Here is a 25,696-nt window from a genome sequence, read left to right as displayed (position 1 = left end):
TAAAGAGAAAAGGCCGGCCTATGGCGTAGCGCCGGCTAAAAGGGCAAATATTCATCACATCTGGCGCGGCGGGATTGCTCCCGGCGCGGGCTGCACCGGGTTGGGAGGCCTGACTGGCCGGTTTGCCGTCTGCGCGGCTTTTAAAGCCCGGGCAGGGGGCTATGTGTGAAGAGCTTTTTTGTCGGTGCGGATTATACCCTGCTGTAACATTCTGGCGCTGCCAATACAGAAAGTGAAGGATATATAATAATGCAAAAAAATCTACTGTTCGGCCTGTTTGTTGTAATGTTTGTTCTGGCTGTTTATGTGATACTGAAATATGTGCCGTTTTAAGGCTCGGCGTTGCTGCGCTTAAATTGCGGTGGCGGATTATTCTGCCGCAAGCGCATTTCTGTCCTTGATTAGAGCTGGAGATGCGCGCCGCAGCTAAGGGGAGCTTGCCTGCTCTTTATTCTATGCGGGCTGAAGAGCGGGATTTTATAGAACCAAACGGTAAGCGGGATATGGTCTCACCCAAAGTAATTTTCGGTTGATTCCGGCTATAACCCGCACTGTGCCCTGAAATAAGCAGGTTGCGGTATTTCGCTCTGCTGTGGCATTTCGCTTTACCGCGGCGCGGCTGCCCTGTCTATCCGCTCTTGCTCTGACAGTGCCTATAAACGAGGCAGGCTATAATGCTCTGCTTTGCCAGCCTGCTGACGGTGATGCCGGCGCAAAACGCCTGAACGAGGCGAGTTGCGCTATTTCGCTCTGCTGTGGTATTCCGCTTTACCGCGGCACTGTTACAAATTGCGGGCGGCAGTCTCACAGTTTTAGCGCTTGTTTTAATTGACATACGGTATTGGAAATAGCGGGATTAGGTGGTTTTAGGTGGGATAGGTCAGTAAAATTGAGGGATTGAGGGGAATCGTCAAGAAGGAAATTGGTGAGTGGCGCGGGCAGAATTTGACAGGCAATTTGGCTAAATGGAAGTGATTTGGTGAAAATCGGCCGCGTGTGCGTGAACTTTCAAAGGAGCTCTGAAATCGTTCCTGTCACCTTTGAAAAGGCTTTAAAAGCCTAGTAAACCGCTTTTGATGCGGTTTTTATTTTATCGATTTATATCCGGCTTTCAGCGGCAAAATATGAGCAAAAACGCAAAAAGATTCTGCCTATTGTGCAGAATCTGTCTTTTTTATAAAAAGTAATAAAATCAATTAGCTGGCATACAAATGAGCAATATAAAGATACTGCAGTTTTTGACTGATTATACATTTCTTTTTTTAAGTCCGGCCCCATATCGATAAACTGCATCAAGATCGCTGTCTTCCAAGTCTGACGAGCTTACAGATTGCGGGCGGCAGCCTCACAGTTTTAGCGCTTACTTGCTGCTGCTTCGGTGATTATGCCGCAAACCACAGCGGCCGGCGGCATTATCACCGCTGACCGCCTGTTATAATGGATCTGGGCACCACCGCCGGTAGCTCAGCTTTAACATCAGCCGGGAAAAGACTGCCGCGGAATTCGGCATCATGTCGGTAATCCTCTGCACTTAACGGGCAGGCGCTACAGTCACAGGCAAGTCCAATGCCGCCACTAATCCTTATGGCAGAGTTCTGAATCAGCCCCTATTTTTTCTTGCGCGCTTCTTTATTCTCATTTGTCCACAGGCGGTCATGATAATCTATCATATAATCCTGCGGCCGGCGCGCCAATGCTTCCATGCCTTTCAGGGCGGCGCGCGGGTGTGTCATGACATAAATGGGAATGGTTTCCAGAATGCGTTTGTGCCGCCCTTTATCCTCAAACTCCTGCCGAAAATGCGCTTCATCAAGCAGGCTGAGAATTTTCGGCACAATGCCGCCGCCAATATAAACACCGCCATGCGCCTTGAATATCATGGCAAAATCGCCGGCAAAGCGCGCCAGATAAGTTAAAAACAGATGCACGGTTTCCCCCGCCTGCTTATTGCTTTTTTCATGCGCGGCACCGGTAATGGCGGCAGCGTCTTCCAGGCTGGGGGTTATGCCGTCTACAGCGCAAATAGCGTTATAAATACGCAAAAAGCCGCCGCCGCTCAAAACTTTTTCAGCGCTGATACGATTGCGCCCCTTTAAAAAATACGGCATAAGCGAAAAATCACGCGCTGTATGCGGGGCAAAATCCACATGGCCGCCTTCGCTGGTAACGGGCAGAAAGCGGCAGTTGCAGGAAGCAATGCCGGCAACGCCAAGCCCGGTGCCGGGTCCCAGAACCACACGGGAGCTAAAAGGGTTTTGCGTGCCGCCGCCAATGGTTTTGAGATAGGTTTTGCTCACGCTTGAGACAGCCAGAGCCTGCGCCTCAAAATCATTGATAAGAATAACCCGCTTGAAGTTAAAGCGTTTAATAAGAACTTCCGGCTCGATAGACCAATGGCAGTTGGTCATGCGGATAATATTGCCTTCAATCGGGGCGGCGACAGCCAGAATAAGATTTTCAGGATATTCTTCCGCCAGCGGTAAAATATGCTGCTCAATCGCATCATCAATATTTTGAAAATCAGCCGTTTTTTCTGTGGGGAAAATCTGCACCCGCTCTTTGTCGGCGCTGACAACGGAAAAGCGCGCATTTGTCCCGCCAATATCACCAAGTAAAAAAGCCCCTGACAATTCTTCATGAAAATTTTTGGTCATAATTCACTCTTTCATTACGCCTTGCCCGATATATCCTCTGCCTGAAACGGCGAAAAGAGGAATCGCGTTCCGTCCCCCGGCTGTTAATCCGGCGCGGCTGGAGCAGGCTACCGACTTTGTTTCATATATTTCTAATAGTCTAATGCTAAAGTAAAGGGAATAAAGGAGCCGGGGGCTGCGACAAAAAGCGCATAGAGGCAGCCTTGTTTGGCGCAGACGCAGAAAATAGTGGAATTATGCGGCAAAAGCCGAAAACTTATCCCCAAAATACTGCGTCTTTGCCGCTATATTTACCTGTTTGCCTTATCAACCAAGGGAGAAACAGCCGCAGACAGTGCCGCTGTGAGAGCCTGTATCGAGGCCGGCAGCAGGCCTTTATTTTTGTGCGCCGGCCAAAAATGGCCGTTTATTCTACCAGCCTGGCGCAAGACCCGGGCAAATCAGAAACCATAATCGCTTTTGGCCGTGCTCGTTTACCATTCCGGCTTTTTAATGTCAGAACAGAAGAAGGCGTTTGCGGGGCGCGGGCGGCGGCCGTAAACCACCAGTCCAGCGAGCTGTCGCAGCCATTGCCTTTGGGCAGCGGCGCCTGCGGCCGGCAGTTTTCGGCATTTTCGGGGCATTGCAGCCGCACATGAAAATGCTCATTATGCCCCCAATATGGGCGTATTTTGCCAAGCCAGGCTTTATCGCCCTCCACATTGCGGCATAAATAAGTTTTGACAGCAGGGTTAACAAAAATGCGGTCGGTTTTTGGGTCGCTCGCCGCCAGTTTTAATAAAGATGTCAGGGCAGGGCTCCATTTTTTGGGATCAAGCTCCTGCGATTTGGCCTTCAAAACTGAGCTATTGCCGATCTTTTCCCGCTCCCTGAGAGAAAGGCCGCGCGCCGGCATAGGTTTAAACCAGATATCGGCATCAAGGCCGATTTGGTGCGAAGCATGGCCAAAGGGCAAAGGCCCGCCGCGCGGCTGGGCAATATCGCCAATAAGCAGGCCGCGCCAGCCGGTTTTGGCGGCATTCCCCGCCAGATTTTGTAAAAAAGCAATCATTACCGGGTGCCCCCAATAGCGATTGCGGCTCTGGCGCAAAATTTGCCAGTGCGAGGCAGAAAGCGGCATGGCTTTTGCCCCGGCAAGACAGCCTTTGGAATAAAAGCCAATAGCATCGGCCGTATCATTGCTGGGCGTCTTCACCGTGCTGAAAGCTCGCGCTGCCGGCAGATCACCGGCCAAAGCAGGGGCAGGGCAGGCCGCTATGCCGAAAACAGCCGGCAGCAGCCAAAGGCGCAGGAGGCGGGTGAAAAAATCAGGCTTTTTTGCTGGCTTCATCATAAATTCCACAATTTGGCCGGGTAGAAATTGCCCGGCCTTGGTTAAATTATAGAGCAAAGCCTTGCTATTTTGTTAAAAATCCAGATCGGCATAATGAGAGGCAGGCGCCATTTCGCGCAGGCGATCCCCCAAAAGCGGGCGGAAAGACGGGCGCGATTTCAGCCGCGCATACCAATGCAGCAAGTGTTGCGGCTGGCTGCTCCAGTCAATCTCGCCAATATAATCGAGGACAGAAATACAGGCGGCAGCGGCGAAATCGGCATAAGATAAATGAGCATTGCCAATAAAATGGCGTGTTTTGACAAGAAAGGCCAAATAGCCCATATGCGGCCTGATATTGGCGCGCGCCAGCCGCAATATGGCAGAATTGGGCGCTCCGCCGCCGCGAACAGGGGGGATATTCTGCTTGATAATGCGCTCATGCACAATCGGGCGGGCAATATCATTATTGAATTTTTCCAGAAACCAGCGGCATAAGCGGCGCACTTCCGCCCTGTCCAGCGGGTTTTGCGGGAAAAGCGGCTCTTTGGGGCGCAGGGCGCCGCATGTTTCATCAAGATATTCACAAATCACATCAGCACCGCAAATAGGCCGGCTGCCCTTTTCCACCAGCACCGGCACCGTGCCGGCCAGATTCAATTTGCGAAAATCTGCTCGTTTTTGCCATTCTTCTTCCAGCACAAGATGCGCTGCTATATGATATTCCTGCAATAATAGCCGCACATAACGTGAGGGAACAGAAAGCGGATATTGAAATAAAGTCAGCATAATCCAGCCTTTTATGGGGCGCGGCCAAAAATTTGCAGAATTTTCAGCCAGGCCGGTGTAAACCAAAATAGCTGAAAACCCGTATAAATGAAAAGTTTTAATAAATTTTTTTACATTAGCTCTTTATAAAGGCAGCCGGCTTCAGGGACAAGGTTTTTTTGCCGCCTGTAATTCTGCCTGTTTATCTTCCGGCCGCGGCTCACCGGCTGTCAATCTGTTTGGGCGAGGTATTTATGGATATTATCCTTTGGCTGGAATCGCTGTTTTTAGGCATGCTGGAAGGTTTGACAGAATTTATCCCTGTTTCCAGCACGGCGCATTTGCTGCTGGCGGCCGACATTCTGGATTTTCAATCCCCCGGCAGAAGTTTTGAAGTCTTGATTCAACTTGGCTCTATTCTGGCGATTGTCACGGTCTATTGCGGCAAATTATGGCATATTGCTGCGGCTGTGCCGCATTCTCCGGCGGCGCGGCATTTTGTTCTGGGCGTGGTGCTGGCGTTTTTGCCGGCCGCTATTGTCGGCGCCGGCTTGCACGGCCTTATCAAAACCGTGTTTTTTGAATCTCCCCGCCTGATATGCTCCTCTTTGATTCTTGGCGGTATTGTTTTGCTGCTGGTCGATAAACTGCCGCTAAAGCCGCATTATGACAGCGCTTATCGCTATCCTTTATGGTTGTGTCTGGTGATTGGCTGTTTTCAGTGCCTGGCGGTGATTCCCGGCGTATCGCGCTCCGGCTCTACCATTATCGGCGCCTTATTGTGCGGCGCGGATAAACGCTCAGCAGCAGAGTTTTCCTTTTTCCTCGCTATGCCGACCATGCTGGGCGCCTTTACCTTTGATTTATACAAGAATCACGCGGCTTTGTCGGTTAATGACGGTGTGTCCATTGCTCTTGGCTTTATTGCCGCTTTTCTCGCCGGGATATTTGTTGTTCGCCGGCTGCTGCATTATGTTGCCGGCCATGGCTATGCTGTTTTTGCCTGGTGGCGCATTATTGTCGGCCTGTCGGGCTTTGCCGCCCTGAATTCAGGCTTTATTGCCTGAAAAGCAGATGAAGACAGGCGACAGAAGCTATTGCTATCCTGAAAATTTGCAGAATTTTCGAGATAGCAATAACGGCCAGGGATAGTCTTGTCGCTTTATTGCTGGGTCATATTCAGGCTGTCCAGCAGGCTTTAATATGGCGCGGCCATTTGCGCGGGCAAATAGCGACAGCCATTATGCCTTGAAAATTTGCAGAATTTTCAAGATAGCAATAACGGCCAGGGATAGTCTTGTCGCTTTATTGCTGGGTTATATTCAGGCTGTCCAGCAGGCTTTAATATGGCGCGGCCATTTGCGCGGGCAAATAGCGACAAGATCAAAACGCAGTGATAATTGCGCATAATCCGGCTGCTGCGCCAGCCATAAATCGGCGGCAGCGATTATCCGCTTTTGCTGGGCCGGGCTGAGAGCCTCCATAGCCTGTTGCAGATTGGGGCGGGATTTGATTTCCACAATCGCAATCAGATTGCTTTTGCGGGCAATAATATCAATTTCTCCCCGGGCGCTACGCCAGCGCCGCGCCAGCAGCCGATACCCCTTAAGCCGCAGCAGGCCGGCGGCCAGATATTCACCTTGAACGCCCTGCCAATAGGCTTTTTTCCCGCGTTTTATCCGCATTGGGTTTTTTGCCGCTATTTTACCGGCAGCTTTATCGGCAGTGGACAGGTTTTCGCGCCTGTAAAATTTTGAGAGCATGATTCTCCCTCTATATTCAGCCCTGCTCAAACGGCCTTAGCCGTTTTTCAGCTCCAGCAGGCGGGCATAAAGAAGCGGTTTTTTGCCGCCGGTCTGCCGGGCCGCCTCTTGCGCCGCTTTGGCCGGCGGCAGGGTTTGCGCCAAATGCAGCAGCAAGGCATCTATCTCTGCCGGCAACAGCGCCTCGGCGGCCGTTTCCGCTCCGCCAATAGCCAGCACAATTTCCCCTTTTGGCGGAGTATCACTATTATAGGCCTCTGTTAGATTGTGCAAATGGCCGCGGTCAAATGTCTCAAATTTTTTGGTCAGCTCACGGCACAGGCAGGCGGGGCGGCTGCCGCCAAAAATAGCGGCCATATCAGCCAGGCAGGCGCCGACACGGCGCGGAGATTCATAAAAAACCATAGTGCAGGGCAAACTCTGCCATGCTTGCAGGGTTTTGCGCCGCGCCGCCTGTTTGGGCGGCAAAAAACCGCCGAAAAAGAAATTATGCACCGGCAGGCCGCAGCCGATGAGCGCCGCCAGCAAAGCAGAAGCACCGGGAACGGGGATAATAGCAATATTTGCTGCCAGCGCCTGCTGCACCAGCGGGTAACCGGGGTCAGACACAAGCGGCGTGCCGGCATCAGAAATCAGGGCGACAGCCTGCCCCCCCTGCAAAGCACACAATAAAGCTGCCCCAGCCTCCCGCGCATTATGCTCATGATAAGGGATTGTTTTGCGGCAAATGCCATAGCGCGCCAGCAAAATGCGGCTGGTGCGCGTGTCTTCGCAGGCAATAATATCGGCCGCCGCCAGCACTTCCAGCCCGCGCAGGGTGATGTCGGCCAGATTGCCGATGGGCGTGGCAATAAGGTAAAGCCCGGCCGGCAAAGGCGGCGCGCTATAGTGATGCCCGCCGATAATAAAGCTTTTTTCTGCCTGCTTCGTTTGGCTGCCTTGTAGTATCATAGTGCTGCTTATAAATATTGCGGCCTTATTAGTAGATATTTTCATCATACCATTCTTGCCACGCTGCCAAATCTTTTGGGCGGGCAGGCGGTGCGGCAATATTATTATAACAATCTATACAAAGGCGCTCTTTGCAGCTTCCCTTTAGGCCCGACTCCTTCACCGTAAGGTTTCTCTTTACCACAGCCGTCACAAACAAACTTACCCTTTTGCATTATTCTAACTCCTTTTATATCACGCTGCTTCACATAGCCTCACCGTGCAGGCTGCGGCTGTGCCAGCTTAATGCTTCTTCCAATATATGCGGTGTCTGGCCGCCGCGCTCCCGGCAGGCACGCTGATAATAATCAAAGAGCCGGTCGCGAAAAGCAGGGTGAGCGCAGTTTTCAATAATGCGCGGCGCCCGCTCACGCGGTGCCAGCCCGCGCAAATCAGCGAGGCCGATTTCCGTTACCAGAATGGCGACATCATGCTCTGTATGGTCAATATGCGGCACAAACGGCACAATAGAAGAAATTTTGCCGCCTTTGGCCAGTGATTTGGTTACAAAAACCGACATAAAGGCATTGCGGGTAAAATCGCCCGAGCCGCCAATGCCGTTCATCATATGTGTGCCATTGACATGGGTGGAGTTGACATTGCCGTAAATATCAAATTCCAACGCCGTGTTAATGGTGATAAGGCCGAGGCGGCGGATAATTTCCGGGTGATTGCTGATTTCCTGCGGGCGAAGAATAATTTTATCGCGATATTTGTCAAAATCGGCATAAACGCGCCTGCCGCATTCTTCGCTCAAAGTAACAGAACAGCAGGAGGCGAAATCCAGCTTGCCGGCTTCCATCAGCTCAAAAGCAGAATCCTGCAAAACTTCGCTATACATGGTCATATGCGCAAATGGCGCCGATTGCAGGCCGGAAACCACAGCATTGGCAATGCTGCCAATACCCACCTGCATTGGCGGCAGGCCGTGCGGCAGCCGCCCGGCTTTAGCCTCTGCCTCAAGAAAGGCAATCAAATGGCCGGCAATGGCACCGGTCTCAGTATCGGGCGGCGTGATATTTGACGGGCTGTCCGGCTCATGAGTGATGACAATAGCGGCAATCTGCTCCGGCCGCACAGGGATAAAGGGCATGCCGATACGGCTATTGACTTCTGTCACCGGAACAGGCAGCCGCCCCGGCCGTGCTGCCGGTATATAAATATCATGCAGCCCCTCCCATTGCGGGCTGGCCGCCATATTGAGTTCAACAATAATTTTATCAGCCATCATGGCCAGGCTGGCAGAATTGCCGACAGAGCTTGTCGGCACAATGCCGCCGCTTTCAGTAATGGCAACGGCTTCTATAATAGCTATATCCGCTTTGGGCAACTGGCGGGCGCGCATTTGTTCAACCGTATGGGACAAATGCTGGTCAATAAACATTACATCGCCGCGGTTAATGGCCTGGCGCAGCACGGTATCCACCTGAAAGGGCAGGCGCCGTGCCACCACCCCGGCCGCGCATAAAATACCGTCTATATCATGGCCGAGAGAAGCGCCGGTTATCAGAGTAATTTTAAACGGCGCACTTTTGGCGCGTGCCGCCATGGCCAAAGGCACGGCCTTGGCATCACCGGCGCGGGTAAAGCCGCTCATGCCGATAATCATGCCGTCCTGCACCAGCTTTGCCGCTTCCTCTGCCGATAATATTTTTTGCTGCAAATTATTATGGCGAATGCGTTTTTCATGCTGCAACATTGCTCTCTCCCTATATTTACCGCTATCCGGTAGCCAATTTGCAGAAACCTTATTGAATCGGGCAGAGGCAGTTTATCAGGCCGGGGCAAATCCGCAATGCCGATTTTACGGCGTTAAAAATTCTGCCTTTTTACCAAGAAGGAATTTGCAAAAATGATATAGTAGATTACCATGAATCGATGAAGCAGAGAGGAAGCGAAATAAGATTTATTTTTCTAAAATTATCTGAGGTCAACAAAAACATCATATGCGCTGCAATAATTATAATTTGCCTTTTTATCCAGGAAGTCTATTCCGATTCTATTATTAACCAAATCTTTGAATGTGATTTCGGCAACTGTGTTATTGGGGAGAACAACACATAAATCCCTTTTTTCCCAATATTCATTATTATAATAAAATTGACCGTTCATAGTGAACACTGCCTTTGAGATTTTATATTTGTTTTGGATAATGAGCCAATTAGAATCAGAAAAAATCACTTTTGCAACATAATCTTCATAGGCTGCTTCCTCTATTTTTTGGGCGGCATAGGCTTTCTCTGATTTTTTATTTTCCTGCCAAAGGAAGCTGCCCCCAATCAGGATTACAGCCAATACCGCCCACCCCACGCCTTTAACGAATTCAGGATTTATCTGCCATATAATGAGGCATAGAATTACGATTAAGAGGACGCCTATAATCCACAGCATAGCTATCTGCTCCTCGCGCAATGCTTCCGGTTACGCTGCCTTAATTAGTCAATCGGGCTGTTGGCAGGCCTGCGGCCATAGAGCCAAGCAGCGCCTGCATTGCGGCTTGCGGATTGGCGGCCTGCACAATCGGCCGGCCAACCACCAGATGGCTGGCGCCGGCGGCGATAGCCTGCCCCGGGCTCATAATGCGCTTCTGGTCGCCTGTTTTGGTGCCGGGCAGGCGAATGCCCGGAGTAACCAGAGCTATATCCTTACCGATAATTTTGCGTAAAGCCGCAGCCTCCTGCGCGGAAGCAACAAGGCCGCCAATGCCGGCGGCAACCGCCTGGCGCGCTCGCCGCTGCACCAGATTTTCCGGCGTGTCGCTATATCCTGCTTCCTGCAAATCTCTCGCGTCCATTGAGGTGAGCACAGTCACGCCCAGGAGGCAGAGCGGGCTGCCTTGCGCGGCTGCCGCTGCCGCGCGCATGGCTTTGGGATAAGCATGTAAACTGAGCATGGAAACACCAAGCCTGACGGCATTTTCCACTGCTTTGGCAATAGTATGGTCAATATCCAGAATTTTCATATCCAGAAAGACTTTTTTGCCTTGTGCCACCAGTTCACGGGCAAAATCCAGCCCGCCGGCCAATATGAGCTGATAGCCGATTTTATAAAATATTGCCGTGTCGCCCAGGTTTGTGACCAAAGCCTGCGCCTGCGCCACAGTCGGCACATCAAGGCCGATAATCAACCGCTCCGGCAAAGGCAGAGAGCCGGCCGCCCCCGCTGCTGCCGGCAGTGAAGAAGCGGTAATCGGGCTGCCGGTCATTAAAGGCTCCTGTTTCGGTTAAAGATTGCGCTGCCTGACCTGTCTAGCGAAAGACGGGCGGTATAGCAAGGGCGGCCGCTCTTTGCCATGCCGCTTTTGCCAATAATGGCAATAATCCGGGCAGGGTGTTGTTCAAGCGCCTTCTGCCGGCAGCGGCAAATGCAGCTGCCGCATAATATTTGCGGCAATCCGGCGGTATATTTGTGTCAATTTATGGGTTTTATGGCTGATAACCAGCGGCACGCCGCGCTCAGCGGTGCGGCCCAGCTCAGGGTCAAGCGGCAAAGCGCCCAGAAACGGCACATTGCGCCGCGCCGCCTCCTGCTCTGCGCCGCCGCGGCCAAGCGCATCAGGCGTGCCGAAAATATGGTAGCTTTGGCCGGTATCAGGGGCAATAAAACAGCTCATATTTTCAATAATGCCTAAAATCGGCACATGGATTTTGGCAAACATGGCCAGCCCTTTGCGCGCATCACTGAGCGCCAGCTCCTGCGGGGTAGAAACAATGACAGCGCCGGCAAGCGGCACTTTCTGCGCCAAAGTGAGCTGCGCATCGCCGGTGCCGGGCGGCATATCGACCACCAGAATATCCAGCGGCGCCCATAAAACATCATGCAATAGCTGGTTGACAGCGGCCATCACCATTGGCCCGCGCCAGACAAGCGGCGCCTCAGCCTCAACCAGAAAGCCCATGGACATCAGCTTGAGGCCGTAATGCTGCAAAGGGATAAGTTTTTTATCATGAAAGTGGACAATATCTTCACCCTGCGGCTTGAGGAGACCGGTCAGCCGGGGCAGGGAAGGGCCATATATATCCGCGTCCAGCAGGCCGGTTTTCAAGCCGTTTGCCTGCAAGGCGGCGGCAAGATTAACCGCTATGGTAGATTTGCCTACGCCGCCTTTGCCGGAAGCCACGGCAATAATATGCCGGACACCGGGGAGCGGCTGTTTGACGGCAGCCGGCTGCCCCGGCACTTTTGGGGCAGGCCGCTTATGCGCCGGGCGGGCGGCAAAGCCGGAGCGGCTCTCTTCATGCGGGCGGGTGCCTGCCGCTGCCGGTTTTTTTTCAGCGGTGAGGCTGGCAAAAACCCGGTTAACCCCGGCCAGTTTTTCTACTTCTGCCGCGGCCTGCCGGCGCGTATTTTCCCATAAAGCCGCTTTGTCAGCCGGCACAGTAATGGCAAAGAAAACCTGCCCGTCAGCAATAAAAATGTCGGAAACCAGCCCGCCTGAGACAATATCGCCCTTGCCCTGTTTTTCTCCGCTGCCGCTTGTCCGCCCGGGGGCAGGCACTGTTTTGGCCGGCGCCGGCGGATATATGGTTTTTAGCCGGTCAAGAACAGCCCCGCGCAAATCTGCCGCCATGCCTTACCCTCAGCCCTTGTGTGTTAAACCTCGGCACTTGATATGGCAGGACAGATCAGAGCCTGCCTGTCATTTGTCTGCCTGCCGCGGTCTCAAGGCATAAACCTGTTGGGCTGTCTATGCAAGCTTTTCTCTCCCGGCGGGGTTTTGTATGATTGGCGCTTTTCGGCCCGCCGCCGGGCGGCAAAAAGAGAGAAACGGGTCAAAGCGCAACAAGGCGGCCTAATAACCCAGCTTAAGCCAGCGGGTAATAATTTTGGCATCTTCACGGCCAAGCATATGGGTGGCGGCAATGCGATAGCTGGTTACATGGGCGCCTTCCTGCCGCAAAATGCTGTAAAGCGGCTCGGCAAAGCCGCCGTAAAGTGTGTCACGCGCGCCGGAAAGAGTCAAAATGCGCAAATTATGCAAATCGCCTTGCGGCATTGGGTTAAGCACCGGCATAGGGCGCAATAATATAGCGCGCCGCACCAGATGCGGATATTTCATCGCCATAATGGCCAGAATATTGGCACCGTTAGAATAGCCGACAAAAACGAGTTTTTGCAGTCTATAATGCTTTTTATCGGCTAAATCAGTGATAAATTGCGCCAGCCCCGCCGCTTCCTGCCCGGCTTCCTGCCGGTTAAATGATGTCGGCGTGATTTTATGATACCAGCGGCGCTCTTTGCCCTGCATAATGCGGCCGCGAATGCCGACAAGGGTAGCGCGCGGCCAGACAGGGCGGGCAAAAGGCATGAGCGTTGTTTCATCACCGCCTGATCCGTGCAGCAAAATCACGACAGTGGAAGAATGCCATAAAGGCCGGTCAATTTTATAAGTAAAACCAGCCGGGGCTGTTGTGCCGCCATTGCTGTTTTGCGCCAGATTGGAACTGTCCGGCCTGCCCCTGTTTTCCGGCAGCCGGTTTTGCCTGCTTGAAAAAGGCGGGCGCGGCATTATGGAAGAGTCGAATGTCGCCCCATTTGCGTCTATTTCACGCGCGACTGCGGCTATTTCACGCCCTGCTATGCTACCGGCGAGAATGCGGCCGGGCACAGACATAAAAGGCAGTCTGGCATCGGTTTGATGAAAAGGCGGCCTTTTATCTGCCATTGGCGGAGCGGTCTTTACCTCAGCCGTCTCAGCGACCGAAACAGTGCCTGACACTGCCTGGCCATTATTGGTTGCGGCGGCTGTCAGCATAATAGGCCGGGTTTCCAGTTTTTTAATGTAAGCGCCGCTCAAAAAATTGACAAAATTCGGCACAATGGCTAAAGCCACAATAAGAAGGGCGGCGCTGACAGGGTGTTTTTGCATTATTTACCCTTGCTCAATGAGCGGCTTTGGGCTTTTATCCAATGTGCCAAAGCCGAAATCCGGTTTTGTCGGATAAAAGTCAAAAACGGTAAAAATGTTCCCCCGGCGGCAATTATTGCGCTGTTTTATGTCTGAATGCAGAGTATTTTGCCCGTGAGCCTTGACTTTTGCCGCAATTTTGCTATTGGCTTGAGGCGGGCACTGCCGCAAAAGCGGGGTGCTGCTGCTGCCGTTTCCGGCCGCAATATGTAACTTATGTTCTTTAAACCACAAGAAGGGCTGCACACCGCAGTATTGTAAATAATGAAGAGAACGTATCAGCCTTCCAGGCTTGTTCGCAAGCGCCGCCACGGTTTTCGCGCCCGTATGGCGACTGTCGCCGGCCGCAAGGTTTTGGCCGCGCGCCGCGCCCGCGGCCGCAAGCGTCTTTCTGCCTGAGTTTTGCCCGGCCTGATTTAAGCCGGCCGGCGCTTTTCTCTGGCAAAGCCTTCCGGTGCATGGAGTCGGCAATTATGGCACAAAAGCTGCTCCCTTTACGCAAAAGGTCGGAATTTTTGGCCGCTCATAGGGGTGAAAAGCGCCGCGGCGCGCTTTTTTTGCTGGAATTGAAAAAACGCATGCCGGTAAAAGCAGGTTTTTTATCGCCGCGTTTGGGGCTGACAGTCGCGCGTAAAAACGGCAATGCCGTATGCCGCAACCGTATCAAAAGGCGGCTGCGGGCGGCGCTGCGTGTCGGCGCTATAGCTGAGCTGGCGGCGGCGCAGACTGATTATGTTATTATTGCCCGGCCTGAAATTTTGACTGTGCCTTTTGCTCGTCTGATAGAGGAATTGCGCCGCCGCATTGGCGGCAAGCCTGGCGTGCGCCAAAATCTGCCGGCAGCGGCTGAGAAGCAGGGTCAGGCGCGCCGTGCCGAGTAATTTGCGGCGGGGGGCGGCGTTAATCTGCCTGCGGCGAACCTCTCCGCCCGCCCGCATTTTGCACGGCTTACGCGCGCCCCTTCGGTTTGCACGCTTCGCGCGCCCCTTCGGTTTCCGGATAGCTATACTAGTCTCCGGACGGCGCTGCGTAGATTGTTTGTTGCGGCTTGACCGCATTTTCCGATTCGCTATGCTACCTAATGTGCCGGCAAAGAATTTTCATCTACTACGGTTTGGCCGCATTGTCCGGATAGCTATACTCCTGATTGCCAGGGCGGTAGTAAGCGGATTGTTGCAGTTTGACCGCCTTTGTCTTTTTAGCTATATTAAGCGGGAGCAGCCAAACCCGTTTCCGCTTTGTCGCGTCTGTCCCGTTTTGTCTTTTTAACTATCCAGTCCGGCTCAATTCCAGCAATAGGAATAATTGCGGTCTGGTGACAGGCTGCTGCTTTGCTGTTTTCTTAGCCCGCCGTTTTCCCGCCCGGCAGTTTGACATAAAGGGAATAATTGTGTAGGAATTTTATCCCGGTAGTGCGCCTGATTTCGGCGGCACTCTCTTGTCCCGGCCGATATTATCCGGCCGGCGCGGCTTTTCCCGATCCTGCCCTTATGGCCTGGCGCAGCGCTTTTATGGTTAGTGTTAATGGAATATAATCGCAATTTCTTTCTTACCATTATTCTTTCGCTGGGTGTTATCCTTGTCTGGCAATGGTTTTTTGTAAGCCCGGCCAATAAAACCCAAAAGCAGGAAGCGCAAATTGCCGCCAAAGTTGAACAGGAAACTGCCCAAACCCGACCCGCAGCAGGGCAGGCCGGCGGCGCGGCAAAGCCTGCTGACAAATTTTCAGACAGTGCTGCCGCCGGCAGCGGTATTCTGGCTGATATGACAGTGCAGGCGCGCGCTGCGGCCTTGGAGCGCACCCCGCGTGTGGCGATTGACACGCCGCAATTAACCGGTTCTATCAATCTGGTCGGCGCGATGGTTGATGATATATTGCTGAAAAATTATCGCCTGACAATAGATAAAAATTCTCCTAATATTGCTCTGCTTAACCCGCAAGGTTTCAAGCAGAGCTATTTTTTCCAGTTCGGTTATCTGGCTAATGGGCTGAACGCATTTTTGCCCGATAGCAAGACTGTGTGGCAGGTAGAAAACGGTAACCGCCCGTTAACGCCGCAAACGCCGGTAACCCTGCGCTATGATAATGCCGGCCTGGGAGCAGACGGCCGCCCCGGCGGTGTGCATCTGGTTTTTAGACGTGTAATTGCCGTTGACGATCGCTTTATGTTCACCGTCACAGATAAGGTGGAAAATTTAAGTAACGCGCCTGTTGCTCTCCGCTTTGGCGCCCGCCTGTTGCGCAATACACCGCCGCCGGAAGCCGTCAATGCCTCTTATTTGCTGCATGAAGGTTTAATCGGCGTGATGGGAGCGCAGGGGTTGCAAACGCAGACTTACAAGAAGCTGGCCAGGCAGGAAGGGGAAGATCGCAAAATAATTTTCCCTGCCGCGACCGGCGGCTGGATAGGCATTACCGATAAATATTGGGCCGTGGCGCTGATACCGGCGCAGGATAAGCCCTTTCAGGGGCAGTTTTCTTATGATAGTCACGATGGCGGCACGGTTTTCCAATCTGCCTTTGCCGGTGACAGCTTCACTTTGGCGCCGCAGACGAGCCGCAATTTTGAAAGCCGCGTTTTTGCCGGGGCAAAACAGGTTGATACGATCAATGATTACCAGCAAAAAGGCGGTATTGCCCAATTTGAGCTGCTGATTGACTGGGGCTTGTTGAAAATTATCACCAAGCCAATGTTCACGCTGATTGATATGCTCTACCGCCTGGTCGGCAATTTCGGCGTAGCGATTTTGCTGGTAACCGTGCTGTTGAAGCTGGTTTTATTCCCGCTGGCGAATAAATCCTATAAATCCATGGCTCATATGAAAAAAGTGCAGCCGGCTATGGAGCATATTCGTAAAAAATATGCCGATGACAGGGTCAAACAGCAGCAGGCAATTATGGAGCTTTATCGCAAGGAAAAAGTAAATCCGCTGGCGGGGTGCTGGCCGTTAATTGTCCAGTTTCCGATTTTCTTTGCCCTTTATAAAGTGCTCTATATCACCATTGAAATGCGACAGGCGCCGTTTTTCGGCTGGATACATGATCTGGCTGCGCCTGATCCGACTTCATTATTTAATCTGTTTGGTGCTTTGCCTTATGATGTGCCGGGTTTTCTGGTAATCGGCGCCTGGCCGGTGATTATGGGCATTACCATGTTTTTGCAAATGCGCATGAATCCAACTCCGCCTGATCCGACTCAGGCGATGATTTTCACTTATATGCCGCTGGTTTTTACCTGGATGCTGGCGGCTTTCCCCGCCGGGCTGGTAATTTACTGGGCGTGGAATAATACATTATCCATTATCCAGCAGGGGGTTATTATGAAAAAGCAGGGGGTGAAAATTGAGCTGCTGGATAATTTAAAAGCGCTGTTTGTCAAAAAGCCGAGAGAGCAGACAGTTGCGCCGGCGGCTGGAAAAAAGCAGAAGAAAAAGCCTTGATAATGCTTTTGCCGCCTGCGGCGGCATATTGGCAGGCTGCTGTGAGTGCCGGTGCGGCTGCGGCCGGGCGGCGGTAAAAGCCGGCAGAGCCGGTGGGCGCAAGGCGCAGTTATTAGCGATATTATATGACAGAAGCCAACAGGCAGAAAATTTTTAGCGGTAATTGGGATTTTATCCGCAGTGTCCCTTCTATGCGTTTTTTGCCGCCGGAAGGGCCGGTGGAAATTGCCTTTGCCGGCCGCTCCAATGTCGGCAAATCGTCACTTATCAATGCGCTTATCGGCAAAAAGGGTTTGGCGCGTGCTTCCAACACGCCCGGCCGCACGCAGGAGCTGAATTTTTTTGTGCCGCAGGGTTATAGCGGCGCGGCGGCGGATTTGCCGCCTTTCGCTGTGGTTGATATGCCGGGCTATGGTTTTGCCCAGGCGCCGAAAGCACAAATAGCGGCGTGGACAAAACTGGTTTTTGATTATTTGCGCGGCCGCTCAGTGCTCAAACGCGTTTATCTGCTGATTGATGCCCGTCACGGCATAATGAAAAATGATGAAGCCGTGCTGGCCATGCTGGATAAAGCGGCTGTTTCCTATCAGCTTGTTATAACCAAAAGTGACAAAATCAAACCGGCGGCGTTAGCGGAGCTGTTGCAGCGCCTGGAGGGCGATTTGGCCCGACACCCGGCCGCTTATCCTCATATTATTGCCACTTCGGCGGCGACAAAACAGGGGATAGAGATTTTGCAGGACGCTGTTCTTGTTTTGCTTGGCCTGTAATTGGCGGGCAAGCCTTCATTTTGCCAAAAATATTTTTTACCTGATTACAGTGATTGCAATTTATCCGGTGAAAAGGTCGGCGATAATGAATATCAGGCTGAAACCCTGTGTAATCAGTCACTATGCGGCAGTTTGCGCTGCCGCTATACTCTGCCTTGCGGCTCTTATCGGCGCCGTTTGGGCGGCGCCCGCGGCAGCGGGCGAGGCACAGCCCGGCAAAACTGCTGCCAATGATAAAATAATGCCAAGATATTATCACTGTTTTGATCATAATGTGCGTTTGCCGGTAACGTATATTGAGACGGCCGGCGGCAATTTTTATGCTGTCCTGCTGGTAGAAGGCAAGCAGATTGCCATGGTGCGTCAGGCTGTTCGGCAGGAGCAGCCGGCCGACAAAAGCGCTTTGCAAAAATATTATTATTTGTCGCTTGATGAAGAGCATAATTATCGCTGGTATCCGGAAGGTGATAAAGGCCGGCTCAGTTTTATCGCGGCGGATAACGGGGCCGGGGAGCATAGTGTTTACGAATCTTGCCAGGTTTTAAAAGATAAATAAGACAAAGAGCCGCCGGCCGGCGGTTGTCCGCTTTGCCGCTGCGCCTGGCAGTGCGGCTGTTTTTTGCAACAGGTGAGGGCGGATTCTGCTTGTAAGCTTTGTTCTCTGCCAAAAAGCAGCCTTTTGTTTTGGACGCAGATGCGTTAACATTGACCGGCAGGGTGATTCCGCCCGGCGCTGCCGGGCGGTATTTCAGAAAAACCATATAGGACAGCAGCAAGGCAGAGGGTTGACGCTGCGGAATAATTGAGGCTTGCAGGAATGGACGATTATGAGAAATTTGCCACCGCTTTGCTGATTGTTTTCGGCGCTTTGGTGGTTGGCGGTATGATGGCGCTGCATATTACTATTGGCAGTAAATCGGGTTTTCTGTTTGCCCTTGGTGCCGGTATTGTCGGCTGGTTTTCGGCCTTTGCCGTGCTGTTTGACAAGCCGCGTATCTATTTCTGGCTGATCATTCTGGCCATTTTTTGCGTTGCCGTCTCGATAGCCTGTTATGTCAAATAGGCTGTCAGTATTTTCATAGAGAGCGCCGCTTGTTTGATTGGCGGCAGCAAAGGGGTGTTATTATGGCGAAGCTGGCTTTTTTGGGTTTGGGCACTATGGGTTTTCCCATGGCCGGGCATTTGGCCGCGGCGGGGCATGATGTGACTGTTTATAACCGCACGGCTGCCAAAGCGGAAAATTGGCTGCAACACAGCCGGGCCGGAGCCAAAGGGGCATTGCAAAGCGCGGCCAGCCCGGCTCAGGCGGCTGAAGGGCAGGATTTCGTCTTCTCTTGTGTCAGCACTGATGATGATGTGCGGGCTGTTGCTCTGGGCAGGCACGGCGCTTTTCAGGCGATGAAACCGGGGGCAATTTATGTTGATCACAGCACTGTTTCGGCCGATATTGCCCGTGAGCTGGGTGAAAAAGCAGATAAAGCGGGGCTCGGCTTTATTGATGCGCCGGTTTCCGGCGGGCAAAAAGGGGCAGTCGACGGCCAGTTGACTATTATGTGTGGCGGGTCGCCGGCGCTTTTTGCCAAAGCAGCAAAAATTATGCAGGCCTATGCTGTCTCGGTGCGGCTTTTGGGGGCAAACGGCGCCGGCCAGATTTGTAAAATGATTAACCAGATCTGCCTTGCCGGAGTGGTGCAAGGCCTGGCTGAGGGGCTGGCTTTCGGCACAAAAGCCGGGCTGGATATGGCGGCAGTGCTGGAGGTTATTGGTAAAGGTTCTGCGGCTTCATGGCAGATGCATAATAGCGGTTCTGCTATGCTGGCCGGTGCGTTTGATTTTGGCTTTGCTGTCGATTTGCTGCGCAAGGATTTGGGGCTGTGCCTGGCAGAGGCGAAAAAAAACAGTGCCAGCCTGCCGGTTTCGGCGTTGATTGACCAGTTTTATGCCGATTTGCAACGCCATGGCTATGGCCGCAATGATGTTACCGCTCTTATCCGGCGTTTGCTGTAACGGCCTTTATTGTTTTGCGGCGGCCTTGCCGGCTTTAACACGGTAAAACAGTGTTTCCCGGTTTTGCTGCCGCCATGGAGCGGAGCAGCCGGTTGCCCTGGCTAACAGAGGCGCGCAGATTGCATAATCGGCCCGGTGCCTTTTCACATTGAAACTGTAGATATGCGCTATTCCACCGGCGCGAAGTGCCGGGACGCTGAGGAAATGCTGATAAGCAAAGGGTGCGCGCGCCGGGTCGGATTGGCTGTTGGTGCCGCTTATCTCTGACGCCTGACACACTTATCTGGTAGTGCATGGATTTTGAGCGTGGCGCGCTTTTGCCAAAATTCATCTGTTTTTTTGACAAAAATTTCAGCGCGCTACAGCGCGAGGGGACGGCTTGGGTAGCTTACTTCCCCCATGCCGGTGCGGCGGTTTTCCACCGGTGCCCGCCGCTAACGGCGCGGTCGTGAGAATCAGAGAAGCTGCCGCCCCGATAAAGCCGGATCCAGCGCCGCGCTCTATAGTGGCGGGCAGAAAATTCCATGAAAAAAAGGAATGGTAGCGGAGGAGGGATTTGAACCCCCGACACAAGGATTATGATTCCTCTGCTCTGACCTGCTGAGCTACTCCGCCATATTCAGCGCCTCACTGCCTGCTACAGAGCCGGCCACAATAACCGGCGCCGGGCACGGCAAATATGCCTTGCTTTTAATAGACAAAGCTGCTTCTGTCAATTCTGCCCTCACATAAAACCGGTTGTTTTTTCATTTTCCCGGGCTTTCGCAAAGAAAATAACAAAGGCCGGGAGGGCGGGCTATGCCGCAATTTTGCCGGAAAATCCAGGCAGATTGCTATTATTGCGGCGCGAGGCAACCCGGCAGCGACTTATGCGTTATATTTTAGCTGCATTTTGGCAAAATTTGGCCTAATAATTCAGGCAATAGCGGCCTTGATAATAGTGGATAGAATTTTGCCGCCCTTATGCCGGGTCTGGGTGAATGTTATAATAAAGGCAGGATTTTACGCGGTCTCTAAAGAGCAGGCTTCAGGCTTGTTTTCTGTGTGCGGGGCAGGTAGTCAGGGAAATGCAAGTGTCGGGAAAGCGGTTTTAATGGCGCCACGAGTAGCAGTTTTGGGTTGCGGTTATTGGGGGAGCAATCATATACGCACGCTGAAAAATCTGGGTGCATTGGCGGCGGTGGCAGACATCAATGCCGATCGGGCGGAGGGTTTTGCTGTTGAGCACGGGGTAGAGGCGATTGCCGTTGATAAATTGTTTGGCCGCAAGGATATTGACGCGCTGGTATTGGCCTTGCCGCCGCAATTCCATGCTGAAAATGCGATTCGCGCTGTCAATAGCGGCAAAGATGTGCTGGTAGAAAAGCCGATTGCCCTGAATGTCGCCGAGGCTGAGGCTGAAGTTGCGGCGGCAAAGGCCAAAAAGCGTATTTTTATGGTCGGCCATGTGCTGCGTTTTCACCCTGCTTTTGAAAAATTGCTGGAAATTGCCCGATCCGGCGCTTTGGGTGAACTGCGTTATATTGATTCGCATCGTTTGGGTTTGGGCAAATTCCATACGGAAAGTGACGCGCTGTGGGATTTGGCGCCGCATGATATTTCCATGATTCTGGCGCTGGCCGGCTGTGAGCCGGCGGAAGTGCGCGGCGAAGGCGCGGCGATTATTGACCGGCTTTCTGACTTTGCTCATGTCAATATGTCGTTTCCCAATGGCATGCGCAGCCATTTGGTGGCCTCCCGCCTTAACCCGTATCGCGAGCGGCGGCTGATTGCTGTCGGCACCAAGGCAATGGCCGTGTTTGATGATGTTGAGCCGTGGGAGCGCAAACTGGCGATTTACCGCTTTGCTGTCTGGCGCGATAGCGGTGAATGGGCGTTTACTGCCGATGAGCCGGAATATATTCCGGTAGAAGAAGCCTTGCCGCTGACGCAGGAATTGCGCCATTTCCTCCATTGTATTGAAACACGGCAGGAGCCGCGCACTAATGGGGCAGAGGCTATTGCCGTGCTGAAAATTTTGACCGCCGGCAGTGTGAAACATAGCGGGGTGGGGGGGGGCGTCTGAATAATGTCCCGTTTTTTAGCGCTGCCGGGGCGAGTCGTCAGGACAAAGCCCTGCCGGCCGGATTTTCTCTATATTTGTGGTGGGATCTGCGTTAATAAAGCCCGCTGACCTTACCGGATAGATAGAGGCATGATTCCCAAAAACAAAATTTATGCTCAAGACTGTATTGCCGGGATAAAAGAGCTGCCGGAAGGCAGCATGGATATTATTATTGCCGACCCGCCCTATAATATTGGCAAGGATTTTGGCAATGAATCGGACAGGCGGCCATTGGGTGCCTATATTGCCTGGGTTAAATTATGGCTGGCGGAATGTTTGCGGGTGCTGAAACCGGCCGGCACCCTGTTTATTTACGGTTTTGACGAAATTTTAGCGCATATTGCCGTTTTATTGCCGCTGGAAAAGCAGCGCTGGCTGATCTGGCATTACAGCAATAAAAATATTCCCTCGGCGCAATTTTGGCAAAGAAGCCATGAAGCAATAATCTGCACCTGGCGTGAGGCGCCCATATTTAATCGTGATGCCGTGCGTGAGCCTTATACGGAAAATTTTCTCAATGGCAGTGCCGGCCGGGTGCGGCCGGCCGGCAAAGGGCGTTTTGCCGCAACCGGCGGGCGAGAGACAGTTTATCAGGCGCATTCAGGTGGTGCTTTGCCGCGCGATGTTCTGGCTGTGCCGACTTTGGCCGGCGGCGCGGCGCTAAAGGAGCGTATTCTCTATTGCAAGACTTGCGGCGCTATTATCGCGCCGACAAAAAGGAGGGAACATGACAGGCATGATGTCCTCATTCACCCGACACAAAAACCCTTAAGCCTGACCGAGCGGCTGATAAAATCCTGCAAACCGGCGGGGGAATATACGGTTTTGATCCCGTTTTGCGGCAGTGGTTCTGAATGTATAGCTGCCTTGCAAAATGGCGGCAGCTATATTGCTTATGAAATCAACCCTGATTATGTGCTGCTGGCAAAAAAAGCAGTGGAATATTATAAAAAGCGCCGCCCGGCGCGCCATGATGAGGGCAGATTATGCGGAATATATTAGAGAACGGCGCCTTTCGGGGTATTGACGCTGATTTTGTTGACGATTGCGCCAAAGCGTTGCGTCCCTTGGCTCTTGTGCAGCAGGCTTATGGAAAAAAGGATAATGAGCGTTTTATCAGGGAATGGCAGCACTGCATTATCGCACAATACCTTAATTATGATGAAATTAATCACAAAAAGCATGGCTTTGCCGCCCGCGCTCGCCGCCGCGGCAGCTATGACTTTCTGGCGATAAAGTCAGCCAGTTTATTAGCAAAATCATGGCACGCAACCTTTAATGATACGACATATGCTAAAGCGCAGCTTTTTAAACAGGATAATATATTCCTTGCCCTGGCTGTGTGGCACGGCCTGGATAGGCTATTGTTTATTGCTTATGGGCGTAATGCCGCTATAGGTGACTTTTTAGCAGCAGGGGTGCGGCAGCATGAAGCAAGGGAGACCGTACGTTCCACACAGTCCATCGCACTTGCCGATTTAGTCTGCTGCTATGGTTTTAAAATTTATGCTGTAAGTGACAGCCCCGAGGCTGTCTATGTTTTGTTGCAACAGCGGGAACAAGGCAGGAAAATACCGCATGGAGCTATTGTGCCTATAACAGATTTTCTGCCGCCCGCTTGATGGCAGATGAGACTGGCGCTCTGCCGGCTGCCCTGGCTGTTTATTTTGTGTTGTAATATGAGAGATAAGGGGACGGTTGAAAAACGCTGTTGCCGGCTTGTATTCCCGGCCTTGCAGGGGTAAAGCTAAAGCAGTTCTGGCAAAATTCATGCCGCTTTGCCGCTGCAAGCCAGGCATAATCGCGCCGGCTGCCATTGGGAGAGAAAAATGCAATTTATTGATCTTGGCGCCCAGCGCGCGCGCATAGAAGATAAAATCAACCACGCTGTGGCCAAAGTCGTTGCCGGCGGGCATTATATTCTCGGCCCGGAAGTGGCAGAATTTGAGCGGCAAATGGCGTCCTATCTCGGGGTGAAACATGCTATTGCCTGTGCCAATGGCACGGACGCTTTGCTTATGCCGCTAATGGCGCGCAATATTGGCCGGGGTGATGCGGTTTTTTGCCCCGGTTTTACTTTTGCCGCCACAGCGGAAGTAATAGCCTTAACCGGTGCTGAGCCGGTTTTTATTGATGTTTTGCCGGATAGTTTTAACATGGATCCGCAGCAATTAGCGGAAACGATTGCAGCAACCCGCCGTGAAGGCCGCCTGAAACCGAAAGCAATTATCCCGGTGGATTTATTTGGTCTGCCGGCTGATTATGACGCACTTGCCGCACTTGCCGCCGCTGAAAATTTGTTTGTCATTGAAGATGCGGCGCAGGCTATTGGCGGCAAATGGCGGGGGGCAGACGGCAAAACGCATATGTGCGGCGCTTTGGGTGATGTCGGCGCCACCAGTTTTTACCCGGCCAAGCCCCTGGGCTGTTATGGTGACGGCGGCGCCATGTTTACCAATAATGATGAACTGGCGGCGGTTTTGCGTTCGCTTCTGTTTCACGGCAAAGGCGAAACCCAATATGATAATGTCCGCATTGGCTTAAACTCACGGCTGGATACTGTTCAGGCAGCAATTTTGCTGGAAAAGCTGGCTATTCTGGAAGATGAGATGGAAAAACGCGCCCAAATCGGCGCCCGTTATGCCGCCGGCTTGAGCGATATTGTGCGTGTGCCGCATATTGGCGAAAATCGGCGCTCTGCTTATGCGCAATATACAATCCGCGTGCCGGGTGGGGGCGTGAGGCACCGCGATGCGTTAAAGGCGCATTTGCAGGAGGCGGGCATTCCCTCAGTTGTTTATTATATCAAGCCGCTGCATTTGCAGACTGCTTATAAACATTTTCCGCGCGCTGTCGGCGGCCTGCCAGTATCGGAGCAGTTGGCGCATGAAGTATTAAGCCTGCCTATGCACCCTTATTTGAGCGCAGCCGATCAGGATAAAATTATCGGCTCTATTCGTGCTTTTATGGGGGTTAATTCTGCCGGCGCCTGAGGAGTATATCGGCCTTATCTGCACATAAGGGTTGTTTGGGTGCGGCAGAGGCAAATATTTTGACCGCGTCTGCCCGATTCGGTTTTTGTCCGGTCGGGCAGCGCTGGTGGCATTGGGGCCGGGGTTGCAAATTGGTGTTTAATTGCCCAAAGGCGCGGCTGCACTGATAAACCGTAAAAAACACGAAAAACCCGCCTGCGCCGGCGGATCAGCGAGTCTCAACCGGTATTGTCAGCATAAAAGGCCTTTTGCGCCGCTGCTGTGGCGGCATGGCAGCAGCAGCCGGCGCTATGGTCGTTCACCAGGCCGGCAGCCTGCATAAAAGCATAGGCTGTAACCGGGCCGATAAAGCGGAAGCCGCGTTTTTTCAAATCGCGCGCCAGCCGGGCGGCGCAGCGCCCGCGCTCAGCCGCCGGAAAAGCGGCGGCATTTGCCGGCCGGTCGCGCTCAGCCGCCGGCGGCAGAAATTGCCGCAACCAGGCGGCGAGAGAGCCATATTCTGCTACTAATTTTACTGCTGCGCCGGCATTGCTAAAAACTGCAGCAAGTTTGCCGCGGTGGCGAATAAGGCCGCTATCGAGCATGAGGCTATTAACCGCTTTATCAGCATTGGCAGCGGCTAACTGATAAAAATCAAAACCTTTAAGAGCAGCGCGAAAATTGTCCCGCTTGCGTAAAATCGTAATCCAGGAAAGGCCGGCCTGTAACCCTTCCAGACAAAGCATTTCAAAAATTTTGCGGTCGTTCACTATTGGTCGGCCCCATTCTGTGTCATGATAGGCCTGATAAAGCGGGTCATGCCCGGCCCAAAAACAGCGCAGCCGTCCGTCATGCCCGCGCAGCAGGCCTTCAGGGGCAGGTGGTTCAGGTTCCGCTTTATGGATTGTGTTTCCGGTCGAATTCATGGCTCTTTCTAGCATAAATTTGGCCGAGCGGCGATAAATTTCTCTTGGTTTTTACTACATAAACTGCTACATATAAACGGT

Annotated in this window: 24 protein-coding genes and 1 tRNA gene; 12 read left to right on the top strand and 13 right to left on the bottom strand. The window is 52.6% G+C overall.

Annotated elements, in window-relative coordinates; translation table 11 throughout:
- Window positions 1-1,607 precede the first annotated feature (1,607 nt).
- From glk to DPQ22_RS05710, 3 genes are all read right to left on the bottom strand, one after another.
- Window positions 1,608-2,654 carry a glucokinase gene (gene glk / locus DPQ22_RS05720; protein ID WP_150214014.1) on the bottom strand — a complete coding sequence of 349 codons (1,047 nt, stop codon included), beginning with the start codon at window positions 2,652-2,654 and terminating at the stop codon, window positions 1,608-1,610.
- Window positions 2,655-3,060: 406 nt separating this feature from the next.
- On the bottom strand, window positions 3,061-3,987 hold the full coding sequence (gene mepA, locus DPQ22_RS05715; RefSeq protein WP_150214012.1) for a penicillin-insensitive murein endopeptidase: 927 nt from the start codon (window positions 3,985-3,987) through the stop codon (window positions 3,061-3,063).
- Between the two features lie 72 nt (window positions 3,988-4,059).
- Window positions 4,060-4,755, bottom strand: coding sequence for a glutathione S-transferase family protein (locus tag DPQ22_RS05710; protein WP_150214010.1), 696 nt, complete (start codon window positions 4,753-4,755; stop codon window positions 4,060-4,062).
- A 233-nt stretch (window positions 4,756-4,988) separates the two neighbouring features.
- Here DPQ22_RS05710 and DPQ22_RS05705 point away from each other — a divergent pair, with 233 nt between their 5' ends.
- Complete coding sequence (locus DPQ22_RS05705; RefSeq protein WP_150214008.1) at window positions 4,989-5,801, top strand: undecaprenyl-diphosphate phosphatase; 813 nt, start codon at window positions 4,989-4,991, stop codon at window positions 5,799-5,801.
- A gap of 255 nt (window positions 5,802-6,056) precedes the next feature.
- Here the strand turns inward: DPQ22_RS05705 and DPQ22_RS05700 are convergent, their stop codons facing one another.
- From DPQ22_RS05700 to DPQ22_RS05665, 8 genes are all read right to left on the bottom strand, one after another.
- Window positions 6,057-6,419, bottom strand: a complete 363-nt coding sequence (locus DPQ22_RS05700) for a YraN family protein (protein ID WP_150214113.1) — start codon at window positions 6,417-6,419, stop codon at window positions 6,057-6,059.
- A 114-nt stretch (window positions 6,420-6,533) separates the two neighbouring features.
- Entirely contained in the window at window positions 6,534-7,448 is a 915-nt protein-coding gene (gene rsmI / locus DPQ22_RS05695) for a 16S rRNA (cytidine(1402)-2'-O)-methyltransferase (protein ID WP_150214005.1), read from the bottom strand.
- A 244-nt stretch (window positions 7,449-7,692) separates the two neighbouring features.
- Window positions 7,693-9,186: an acetyl-CoA hydrolase/transferase family protein gene (locus tag DPQ22_RS05690; protein ID WP_150214003.1), complete on the bottom strand. Its 1,494-nt coding sequence runs from the start codon at window positions 9,184-9,186 to the stop codon at window positions 7,693-7,695.
- Between the two features lie 221 nt (window positions 9,187-9,407).
- Window positions 9,408-9,878, bottom strand: coding sequence for a hypothetical protein (locus tag DPQ22_RS05685; protein ID WP_150214001.1), 471 nt, complete (start codon window positions 9,876-9,878; stop codon window positions 9,408-9,410).
- A gap of 40 nt (window positions 9,879-9,918) precedes the next feature.
- Window positions 9,919-10,692 (bottom strand): orotidine-5'-phosphate decarboxylase, encoded by a 774-nt coding sequence (pyrF, locus tag DPQ22_RS05680; protein ID WP_150213999.1) that lies wholly within the window; start codon window positions 10,690-10,692, stop codon window positions 9,919-9,921.
- Window positions 10,693-10,824: 132 nt separating this feature from the next.
- Window positions 10,825-12,057, bottom strand: a complete 1,233-nt coding sequence (locus DPQ22_RS05675) for an Mrp/NBP35 family ATP-binding protein (protein ID WP_150213997.1) — start codon at window positions 12,055-12,057, stop codon at window positions 10,825-10,827.
- A 222-nt stretch (window positions 12,058-12,279) separates the two neighbouring features.
- Window positions 12,280-13,356 (bottom strand): alpha/beta hydrolase, encoded by a 1,077-nt coding sequence (locus tag DPQ22_RS05670; RefSeq protein WP_150213994.1) that lies wholly within the window; start codon window positions 13,354-13,356, stop codon window positions 12,280-12,282.
- A 3-nt stretch (window positions 13,357-13,359) separates the two neighbouring features.
- Window positions 13,360-13,629, bottom strand: coding sequence for a hypothetical protein (locus tag DPQ22_RS05665; protein ID WP_150213992.1), 270 nt, complete (start codon window positions 13,627-13,629; stop codon window positions 13,360-13,362).
- Window positions 13,630-13,659: 30 nt separating this feature from the next.
- Between DPQ22_RS05665 and rpmH the strand changes: the two genes are divergently transcribed.
- The 7 genes from rpmH to DPQ22_RS05630 all read left to right on the top strand — a co-directional run bounded on the left by rpmH (window position 13,660) and on the right by DPQ22_RS05630 (window position 19,613).
- On the top strand, window positions 13,660-13,794 hold the full coding sequence (gene rpmH, locus DPQ22_RS05660) for a 50S ribosomal protein L34 (RefSeq protein ID WP_150213990.1): 135 nt from the start codon (window positions 13,660-13,662) through the stop codon (window positions 13,792-13,794).
- A 74-nt stretch (window positions 13,795-13,868) separates the two neighbouring features.
- On the top strand, window positions 13,869-14,276 hold the full coding sequence (gene rnpA / locus DPQ22_RS05655; RefSeq protein ID WP_150213988.1) for a ribonuclease P protein component: 408 nt from the start codon (window positions 13,869-13,871) through the stop codon (window positions 14,274-14,276).
- A gap of 643 nt (window positions 14,277-14,919) precedes the next feature.
- Complete coding sequence (gene yidC, locus DPQ22_RS05650) at window positions 14,920-16,836, top strand: membrane protein insertase YidC (RefSeq protein WP_150213986.1); 1,917 nt, start codon at window positions 14,920-14,922, stop codon at window positions 16,834-16,836.
- A 125-nt stretch (window positions 16,837-16,961) separates the two neighbouring features.
- Complete coding sequence (gene yihA, locus DPQ22_RS05645; protein WP_150213984.1) at window positions 16,962-17,606, top strand: ribosome biogenesis GTP-binding protein YihA/YsxC; 645 nt, start codon at window positions 16,962-16,964, stop codon at window positions 17,604-17,606.
- Between the two features lie 85 nt (window positions 17,607-17,691).
- Window positions 17,692-18,162 carry a hypothetical protein gene (locus DPQ22_RS05640; protein ID WP_150213982.1) on the top strand — a complete coding sequence of 157 codons (471 nt, stop codon included), beginning with the start codon at window positions 17,692-17,694 and terminating at the stop codon, window positions 18,160-18,162.
- Between the two features lie 261 nt (window positions 18,163-18,423).
- Window positions 18,424-18,669 (top strand): hypothetical protein, encoded by a 246-nt coding sequence (locus tag DPQ22_RS05635; RefSeq protein ID WP_150213980.1) that lies wholly within the window; start codon window positions 18,424-18,426, stop codon window positions 18,667-18,669.
- Window positions 18,670-18,731: 62 nt separating this feature from the next.
- On the top strand, window positions 18,732-19,613 hold the full coding sequence (locus DPQ22_RS05630; protein ID WP_150213978.1) for an NAD(P)-dependent oxidoreductase: 882 nt from the start codon (window positions 18,732-18,734) through the stop codon (window positions 19,611-19,613).
- A gap of 538 nt (window positions 19,614-20,151) precedes the next feature.
- Here DPQ22_RS05630 and DPQ22_RS05625 read toward each other — a convergent pair.
- Window positions 20,152-20,228, bottom strand: a tRNA-Met gene (locus DPQ22_RS05625).
- A 478-nt stretch (window positions 20,229-20,706) separates the two neighbouring features.
- Between DPQ22_RS05625 and DPQ22_RS05620 the strand changes: the two genes are divergently transcribed.
- The 4 genes from DPQ22_RS05620 (at window position 20,707) to DPQ22_RS05605 (ending at window position 24,710) form a co-directional block, all read left to right on the top strand.
- Complete coding sequence (locus tag DPQ22_RS05620; RefSeq protein WP_150213976.1) at window positions 20,707-21,678, top strand: Gfo/Idh/MocA family protein; 972 nt, start codon at window positions 20,707-20,709, stop codon at window positions 21,676-21,678.
- Window positions 21,679-21,807: 129 nt separating this feature from the next.
- Entirely contained in the window at window positions 21,808-22,719 is a 912-nt protein-coding gene (locus tag DPQ22_RS05615; protein WP_210244021.1) for a DNA-methyltransferase, read from the top strand.
- Window positions 22,704-23,339 (top strand): hypothetical protein, encoded by a 636-nt coding sequence (locus DPQ22_RS05610; RefSeq protein ID WP_150213974.1) that lies wholly within the window; start codon window positions 22,704-22,706, stop codon window positions 23,337-23,339. The genes DPQ22_RS05615 and DPQ22_RS05610 overlap by 16 nt, the downstream gene beginning before the upstream one ends.
- Before the next feature lie 207 nt (window positions 23,340-23,546).
- On the top strand, window positions 23,547-24,710 hold the full coding sequence (locus DPQ22_RS05605) for a DegT/DnrJ/EryC1/StrS family aminotransferase (RefSeq protein ID WP_150213972.1): 1,164 nt from the start codon (window positions 23,547-23,549) through the stop codon (window positions 24,708-24,710).
- Window positions 24,711-24,928: 218 nt separating this feature from the next.
- On the opposite strand, the gene DPQ22_RS05600 is transcribed toward DPQ22_RS05605, so the two are convergent.
- Window positions 24,929-25,615 (bottom strand): DNA-3-methyladenine glycosylase I, encoded by a 687-nt coding sequence (locus tag DPQ22_RS05600; protein WP_150213970.1) that lies wholly within the window; start codon window positions 25,613-25,615, stop codon window positions 24,929-24,931.
- Window positions 25,616-25,696 lie beyond the last annotated feature (81 nt).

It is taken from the genome of Candidatus Tokpelaia sp. (assembly GCF_008636115.1).
In the GTDB taxonomy this organism is placed as follows: domain Bacteria; phylum Pseudomonadota; class Alphaproteobacteria; order Rhizobiales; family Rhizobiaceae; genus QLZD01.
The sequence above is the reverse complement of the archived record's forward strand: the minus strand, read 5'-3'. Positions and strand labels throughout refer to the sequence as shown.